We start from the raw sequence: 7603 nt of genomic DNA on the forward strand, positions 1-7603 counted from the left end.
GGACAGCCGCATCCGGGTCGGCCCCATGGGGCCGTCGCCGTCCGGCTCGGCCCGGTTGCCGCGGTCGGTGCCCAGCGCCTTGAGGTCGGCGCCCGCGCAGAAGGTCCCGCCCCTAGGGGGCTTCTGATGGACCTCCGCGGCGTCACGAAGCCCGGCACGCGCTCTCGCCGCACCGGACAAAATGCCTAGTAGCTCCGCTGCGAGGCCTTCCGTCCGGCACGCCGAGAGCGCGCACCGAACGCCGCTCCTTCTTCCACGGAGATCCATCAGAAACCCCCTCGCCCCACAGCACCGCCACCCTGGCCTCCTCGTCCGCCTCGAACTCCCGGAAGGCGGCGGTGAGTTCGGCGGCGGTCGGGCCGTCCACGGCGTTGCGTGCCTCCGGACGGGAGAGGACGACCGTGGTCACATGTCCCTGACGCTCGATCCGCACCGGCATGGTGAAGTCCCTTCTGCGTGACGGAGTCGGCACGCTACCCGGGTCAGATCACCTTCAGCCGCACCAATGCGCCCAGCGTCACCGCGCCCGGCAGCAGCGGCAGCCAGACGGTGATGACCCGGAAGGCCAGGACCACGGCCGTGGCCACCGCGGCCGGGCCGCCCGCCGCCACCAGCGCCACGACCAGCGCCGCCTCCACCGAGCCGATCCCGCCCGGGGTGGGCACCAGGGCGACGGCGACCGTCGCCGCCAGGTAGGCCACCGCCATGTGCGCGGGCGGCACGTCAAGCCCGAGCGACTGCCCCACCAGCACCAGCACGGAGGCCTGCAGCGCCGGGAAGGCGAAGGATCCGCCCCACAGGGCCATGGCCCGGGCCGGGCGGGTGTGCACCGAGCGCGCCTCGCCGAGTGCCGTACGCAGGAAGGAGACCAGGGCCGAGCGCACCCGCCGGACGAGGGCGACCACGGCCGCCGCGACCACGAGCACCACGCCGGCACCGGCCAGCAGCGGGCCGAACGCCGTCTCCGGAACCAGGGTGCTCAGCCGCAGCGCGTCGGGGAACGCGAGGAACAGGACGCCCAGCAGGGCCACCCGGCCGATGCTCTCCGCCAGCAGGTACAGCGCGAGGGCGGCCGAGGAGCGGGCGAGCGGCAGCCCGCACACCGTCATGAACCGCAGATTGACCGCGCTCGCGCCGAGCCCGGTCGGCAGCAGGTGGTTGGCCGCGCCCGCCGCGAACTGGGTCGCGAGAAGCCGCCGTTTGGGCAGCGCTTCGACCACCGCGCCCTGCCGGGTACAGGCGGCGGCGACCCAGGTCAGACAGGTCGCGCCGACCGCGGCCAGCAGCCATGGCCACTCGGCGGTGCCCAGGTGCGCGAAGCCCTCGGCCAGCACCGACCGGTGCCGCACCGCGACCACGGTGACGAGCAGGAGCGGAAGCAGACACAGGATCTGACGCAGGCGGCGGACCGGGACGCGACGGGGGAGTCGTCCCGGGCGGATTTCGGGGAGTTGTACCGCTGTCACATCCGCAGAGGCTTCCCATGCCGTGCCAACGGCGGGTTGCGGAAGCGGGGACTGCGGCTTACGTGCGGGGAGCGGCTGGGAGGAGAGCGTCATCGGGGCCTTCGCGCGGGGAGCGGGCGGGGGACGGGAAGAGGGGGATCGGGCTGATTGTGCGGGATGTCGGGGTAGATGCGCGACCGCCTTGACATCAAGAAAGCTTGAGGTTCTACGTTTCGTGCCATGAGCATGGAGACCACAGCGTGGACACAGCTGCACAGCGTCATGAACGCCGAGCAGGAACGCCGCCCCTTCGCCCTGGCGACCCTGCGCCGCATCGGCGCGTTCGCCCGCCCGCACCGGCGCCGCATCGCCCTCTTCGTCCTGCTCGGCGTGGGGACCGCCCTGCTCGCCGTGGCGACCCCCGTCCTGGCCGGGAGCGTCGTGGACGTGATCGTCTCGGCCGGTGACGAGGGCACCGTCGTACGCCTGGCCCTGCTCATCGCGCTGATCGCGGTGGCGGAGGCGGCGCTCGGCATCCTCGGCCGGAGGCTGTCGGCGACGCTCGGCGAGCACCTCATCCTCGATCTGCGGACCGCCGTCTTCGACCATGTGCAGCGGATGCCGGTGGCGTTCTTCACACGCACTCGTACGGGCGCCCTCGTCTCCCGGCTCAACAACGACGTCATCGGCGCCCAGCGCGCCTTCAGCAACACCCTGTCGGGCGTGGTCAGCAACCTCGTCACGCTCGTGCTCACCCTCGCCGTGATGCTGACCCTGTCCTGGCAGATCACCCTGCTGGCGCTGGTGCTGCTGCCGGTGTTCGTGCTCCCGGCCCGGCGCATGGGCAGCCGTATGGCCCGGATGCAGCGGGAGGCGGCGACGCTGAACGCGGCGATGGGCACCCGTATGACCGAGCGCTTCTCCGCACCCGGCGCCACCCTGGTCAAGCTCTTCGGCAGGCCCGAGGAGGAATCGCGGGAGTTCGCCGAACGCGCCCACCGCGTCGCGGACATCGGCGTCCGGACGGCCACGGCCCAGGCCGCCTTCATCACCGCCCTCACCCTGGTCTCCGCCCTCGCCCTGGCTCTGGTCTACGGCCTCGGCGGCTGGTTCGCCCTGCGCGGCGCCCTGGAACCGGGCGCGGTCGTCTCACTGGCGCTGCTCCTGACCCGGCTGTACGCGCCCCTGACCGCGCTGGCCGGCGCCCGGGTCGAGGTGATGAGCGCACTGGTCAGCTTCGAGCGGGTCTTCGAAGTGCTGGACCTCCGGCCGCTCATCGAGGAGAAGCCGGACGCGCGCGAGGTGCCCGACGGGCCCGTGGCGGTCGAGTTCGACAAGGTTCGTTTCGGCTACCCCGCCGCCGACAAGGTCTCCCTGGCCTCCCTGGAGGAGGTCGCGACCCTGGACCGACGGGGCGGCGACGAGGTCCTGCACGGCATCTCCTTCCGCGCCGAACCGGGGCAGACCGTGGCGCTCGTCGGCTCCTCCGGCGCCGGCAAGTCGACCGTCGCGCAACTGCTGCCCCGCCTGTACGACGCCGACGAGGGCGCCGTACGCGTCGGCGGCGTCGACGTCCGCGACCTGAGCGCCCGGGCCCTGCGGGAGACCCTCGGCATGGTCACCCAGGACGGGCACCTCTTCCACGACACCGTCCGCGCCAACCTCCTGCTGGCCCGCCCCGCGGCGGCGGAGGAGGAGGTGTGGGACGCCCTGCGCCGGGCCCGCCTCGACGACCTCGTACGGTCCCTGCCCGACGGCCTCGACACCGTGGTCGGCGAACGCGGCTACCGCCTCTCCGGCGGCGAACGCCAGCGCATGACCATCGCCCGGCTGCTGCTGGCCCGGCAGCGTGTCGTCATCCTCGACGAGGCCACCGCCCACCTCGACAACACCTCCGAGGCCGCCGTCCAGGAGGCACTCACCGAAGCCCTCGAAGGCAGGACCGCGGTCGTGATCGCCCACCGGCTGTCCACGGTCCGGTCGGCGGACCAGATCCTGGTCGTCGAGGCCGGGCGGATCGTGGAACGCGGCACGCACGAGGAACTGCTGGCGGCGGGCGCACGGTACGCGGAGCTGTACCGCACCCAGTTCAGCGAGACGGAGCGCACGGCCGTCGAAAGCGTGTGAACGGCTCCGGGCGCGCATCCGTACCTCTTGCGAGTACTCCCGCCTGCCCACCAGGGCAGAACAGCGCCCATCCGGAGAGGCGACGTGTCCCAGCAGCAACCGCACGCACCATCCAACCGCCGGACCCCGTCCCGCGCCCACCGGCTGCGCACCGCCGCGGCGGTGGGCGCCCTGGTCGTGCTTCCCCTGGTCACCGCCTGCGGCGGAGGCGACGGCAAGAAGCCGGCCGGCAGCGGCAAGGCGGCGACGCCCAGCGAGGCGGCCGCTCCCGCCGCCGGTGTCGTCGCGCCGGCGAAGGTGGAGGTCATCGCCGGGCTGGCCGGCTGCAAGGCGAAGATCCGCACCGAGGCGGACGAGCTGCGCGAGGGCGTCTGCCACACGAAGAAGGGCGACTTCCTCATCACCACCTTCCCCGAGGAGAAGCTCAAGGAGACCTGGCTGGAGTCGGCCCGTGTGTACGGGGGCACGTACCTCGTCGGCATGCGCTGGGTGGTCAGCGCCAAGCCCGGCATGTACGAGCCCCTCCGCGCGAAACTCGGCGGCACAGTCCAGGAGTTGCAGGGCATCGGCCCCTCCGCGAACCCCTCCTGACGTCACTCCGGTACGAGACGGCGCACGAGTCCTGCGACCCGTGCGTCCTGCCGGGCCAGGAAGGTCTCGAAGGCACGGCCGGTGGCGAACACGTCGGTCCAGCCGTGCCGGCGGAGCTCGGCCCGCCACCGGCGGGAACCGTGCAGATCGGTCAGGGCGTCCACCCAGCGCCGCCGCTCGGTGTCGCTGATGCCGGGCGGGGCCACGATGCCCCGCCAGTTGTTGAAGACCAGGTCGATCCCGGAGGACCTCAGGGTCGGGACACCGGGCAGGACACCGACCGGCCGCTCGCCGGTGACGGCGAGGACCCGCAGCCGGCCGCCGCGTATCTGGTCCAGGAACTCGCCGAACCCACTGGTGGCGACGTCGACCCTGCCGTCGAGCAGCGCGGGCAGCAGATCGCCGCCGCCGTCGTACGGGACGTACGCGACCTTCCGCGGGTCGATGCCGACCGCCCGGGCCAGCTCCATCGGCAGCAGATGGTCGGGGCCGCCGGCGGAGGAGCCGCCGCCCACCCTGAGCCGCCCGGGGTCCTCGCGCCAGGCGTCCACCAGCGCGCCGATCGTGCGGTACGGCGAGTCCTCCCGGACGACGACCGCGCCGGCCTCCTCGATCAGGCGGGCGATCGGGGTGGTGTCGGTGACGGACACCTTCGCGTGGGCCGCGTGTGACGCGCCCACCACTCCGAGGCCCATCTGCAGCGCGAGTTCGCCGTTGCCCTTCTCGTCGACGACGCGCTGCAGACCCACCGTGCCGCCGGCACCCGGCAGGTTGAACACCTGCACGCCCGACGCGATCCCCGTCTCCTCCAGCACCCGGACCGCGGTACGGGCCGTGGTGTCGTAGCCGCCACCGGGTGTGTTGGGCACCATGAGCCGCAGGTTCGCGGCGTTGCCGCCGCCCGGCCACGCTCCGCACGCGCAGACCACCAGCAGCGCCAGGACGGCGAAGGTGCCGAGAAAGGCGCGCGCCGGGCCTCTCATGACACCTCCCTTTCGATTTCCACTGGTGGGCGTCATGATTGTCCGACTCGGCACCTGAGCCGCCCCGCTTGTGTCGGCATAGAAGATTGAGTTCGTTGTGGTCGCCACCTTTCGTCGCCATTCGCTCGCGGGCGAGATGCTGGTGCTCCAGCTCGCCATCGTCGTGGTGGTGCTGCTGGCGGTCGCCGCGGTCTCCCTCGCCCAGTCGCAGGCCACCTTCACCCGCGTCGAGGGACGCCGGGTGAGCGCGCTGGCCGAACAGCTCGCCGCCAACCCCCTGGTGCGCAGCCAACTGGTGCGTCCCGCACCGGGGGAGACGCTCGCCCCGCTGGTGCACTCCACCCAGGCGCAGTCCGGGGTGACCTCGGTGACGGTGGCCGACGCCGCAGGCCGGATCGTCAGTTCCACGAACCCCACGGTCGTCGGCGAGCGGCTGCCGCTCGGGCCGGACACCACCCGGGAGCGGGGCTGGTCGGGACAGCTCACACTGGACGGCAACCGCCAGCTTGCCGCCCAGGTACCCGTGCTCGGGGCGGCCGAGGCGAACCTCGGCCGGATCCTCGGCACGGTGATGATCGGCGAGGCCGATCCGACGGTGTGGCAGCGGCTCAGCGGCGCCTCCTCGTACCTGCTCGCCTATCTGGGCATCGCCAGCGGGCTCGGCGTGGCCGGCTCCTGGCTGCTCGCGCGGCGCGTGAAACGGCAGACCCTCGGGCTGGAACCACGGGAGATCGCCGGGCTCGCCGAGCACCGGGAGGCGATGCTCTACGGGATCGCCGAGGGCGTGATCGCCCTGGACCCGCAGCACCGGCTCACCCTCGTCAACGACATGGGCCGCCGCCTGCTCGATCTGCCCGAGGACTGCGTGGGCCAGAGCCTGGACGGCCTGGGCATCGACGGACGGCTGCGCGACGTGCTGGCCGCAACCGTGACCGCCGCCGACAGACGGGACGAGGTCGTCGTGCGCCGCGGCCGGGTCCTGGTGATGAACCGGATGACCGTCACCAAGGACGGCCGGCTCCTCGGCTCCGTCACCACCCTGCGCGACCGCACCGAACTGGCCCGGCTGGAGCGGGAGATCGGGTCCTTCCGCAGCTCCTCGGAGCTGCTGCGCGCGCAGGCGCACGAGTTCGCCAACCAGCTCCACACCATCTCCGGGCTGATCCAGATCGGGGAGCAGGACGAAGTCGTGTGCTACATCCGCGCGTTGAACCAGCGCCGCCAGTCCCTGGACGTCACCCTCAGCCGCCGCGTCCGGGACACGGCGGTGGCCGCACTGCTGACGGCGAAGGCGTCCCTCGCGGCCGAACGGAAGGTCAGCCTGCGGATCTCCGACGACACCGCACTGGAACGGCTGGCCCCGGAGGACGCCGCCGACGTGGCGACCGTGGTGGGCAACCTGGTCGACAACGCCGTCGACGCCGCCGCGCCCGACGGGCAGCGGTGGGTCGAGGTGGCGCTGCGCCAGGACGCCTCCAGCGTGGAGATCGTGGTACGCGACTCCGGTCCCGGCGTGGCTCCCGAACTGGCCCGCGAGGTGTTCTCCCACGGCTTCACCACCAAGGCCGCGCGCGAGGGCGAGCGCGGCATCGGACTGGCCCTGACCAAGCTGGTCTGCGAACGGCACGGGGGCGAGATCTCGGTGTCCAACACCCCCGACGGAGCGGTGTTCACCGCACGCATGACCGTCGGCCGGCTCACCGGCACACTGGCGGAAGGAGCGGCCCCGTGACCCCCGGAACGCCCCACAAGGCGGGCACGATCGACGTCCTCGTGGTCGACGACGACTTCATGGTGGCCCGCGTCCACCGCACGTTCGTCGAACGCGTCCGGCCGTTCCGTGTCGTCGGCGTGGCCCACACGGGCCGGCAGGCGATCGAGGCGGTGGACGAAATGCGCCCCGACCTCGTCCTCCTCGACCTGTATCTCCCCGACCTCTTCGGCCTCGACGTCATCCCCCGGCTGCGCACCGCGGGCCACGACTGCGACGTCATGGTCATCAGCGCCGCGCAGGAGGCCGGCACGGTACGCGGCGCCGTCCGCCGGGGCGTCGTCGACTACCTCCTCAAACCCTTCGACTTCGAGGATCTGCGCCCCCGCCTGGAGCGCTACGCCGCCCAGCGGGGCCGTCTGCTGACGACGGTCGTTCGGGGCCAGGCCGACGTGGACCGCGTCCTGGCCGGCGCGATCGTCCCCGCCCCCGCCCTCACCCTGCCCAAGGGCATGAGCGTGGAGACCGCCGAACTGGTCGAGCGGGCCCTGCGCGCGACGGACACCACCCTGTCCGCGACCGAGTGCGCCGCCCTGACCGGCATCTCCCGTGTGAGCGCCCGCCGTTACCTGGAGTACTTCCACAGCACCGGCAGCGCGGAGGTGACCTTGCGCTATGGCGCGGCGGGACGGCCCGAACGCGGCTACTCCCGGCGGGCGTGATCCGCTCCCTCCGAGCACGCGATC

The 7603-nt window shown here is 72.7% G+C and carries 6 protein-coding genes and 2 pseudogenes; 4 read left to right on the forward strand and 4 right to left on the reverse strand.

Annotation, left to right across the window (positions count from 1 at the left end; translation table 11 throughout):
• The 3 genes and pseudogenes from ACFTZL_RS37155 to ACFTZL_RS37165 all read right to left on the reverse strand — a co-directional run.
• A pseudogene (locus ACFTZL_RS37155) lies at positions 1-111 on the reverse strand (enoyl-CoA hydratase); the annotation flags it as partial.
• 166 nt (positions 112-277) lie between these two features.
• Positions 278-439 (reverse strand): annotated as a pseudogene (locus ACFTZL_RS37160) (enoyl-CoA hydratase-related protein); the annotation flags it as partial.
• Between the two features lie 43 nt (positions 440-482).
• Entirely contained in the window at positions 483-1466 is a 984-nt protein-coding gene (locus tag ACFTZL_RS37165) for a YbhN family protein (RefSeq protein ID WP_382592477.1), read from the reverse strand.
• A 225-nt stretch (positions 1467-1691) separates the two neighbouring features.
• Here ACFTZL_RS37165 and ACFTZL_RS37170 point away from each other — a divergent pair, with 225 nt between their 5' ends.
• Together ACFTZL_RS37170 and ACFTZL_RS37175 are read left to right on the forward strand one after the other, a co-directional pair.
• Positions 1692-3572 (forward strand): ABC transporter ATP-binding protein, encoded by a 1881-nt coding sequence (locus ACFTZL_RS37170; RefSeq protein WP_382592492.1) that lies wholly within the window; start codon positions 1692-1694, stop codon positions 3570-3572.
• An 84-nt stretch (positions 3573-3656) separates the two neighbouring features.
• On the forward strand, positions 3657-4163 hold the full coding sequence (locus ACFTZL_RS37175; RefSeq protein ID WP_382592480.1) for a hypothetical protein: 507 nt from the start codon (positions 3657-3659) through the stop codon (positions 4161-4163).
• Between the two features lie 2 nt (positions 4164-4165).
• On the opposite strand, the gene ACFTZL_RS37180 is transcribed toward ACFTZL_RS37175, so the two are convergent.
• Positions 4166-5146 carry a Bug family tripartite tricarboxylate transporter substrate binding protein gene (locus tag ACFTZL_RS37180; RefSeq protein WP_382592483.1) on the reverse strand — a complete coding sequence of 327 codons (981 nt, stop codon included), beginning with the start codon at positions 5144-5146 and terminating at the stop codon, positions 4166-4168.
• A gap of 97 nt (positions 5147-5243) precedes the next feature.
• Between ACFTZL_RS37180 and ACFTZL_RS37185 the strand changes: the two genes are divergently transcribed.
• Together ACFTZL_RS37185 and ACFTZL_RS37190 are read left to right on the forward strand one after the other, a co-directional pair.
• Positions 5244-6878, forward strand: coding sequence for an ATP-binding protein (locus tag ACFTZL_RS37185; protein WP_382592486.1), 1635 nt, complete (start codon positions 5244-5246; stop codon positions 6876-6878).
• Complete coding sequence (locus ACFTZL_RS37190; RefSeq protein WP_382592489.1) at positions 6875-7579, forward strand: response regulator; 705 nt, start codon at positions 6875-6877, stop codon at positions 7577-7579. Before ACFTZL_RS37185 ends, ACFTZL_RS37190 begins: the two co-directional genes overlap by 4 nt.
• Positions 7580-7603: the final 24 nt, after the last annotated feature.

The sequence above is a fragment of the Streptomyces sp. NPDC056948 genome (assembly GCF_042674225.1).
In the GTDB taxonomy this organism is placed as follows: Bacteria; Actinomycetota; Actinomycetes; order Streptomycetales; family Streptomycetaceae; genus Streptomyces; species Streptomyces purpurascens.

Bases quoted from the DNA above. Each gene is read 5' to 3' on its own strand.
- ACFTZL_RS37180 (WP_382592483.1), bottom strand. From the start codon at position 5,146: ATGAGAGGCCCGGCGCGCGCCTTTCTCGGCACCTTCGCCGTCCTGGCG.
- ACFTZL_RS37170 (WP_382592492.1), top strand. From the start codon at position 1,692: ATGGAGACCACAGCGTGGACACAGCTGCACAGCGTCATGAACGCCGAG.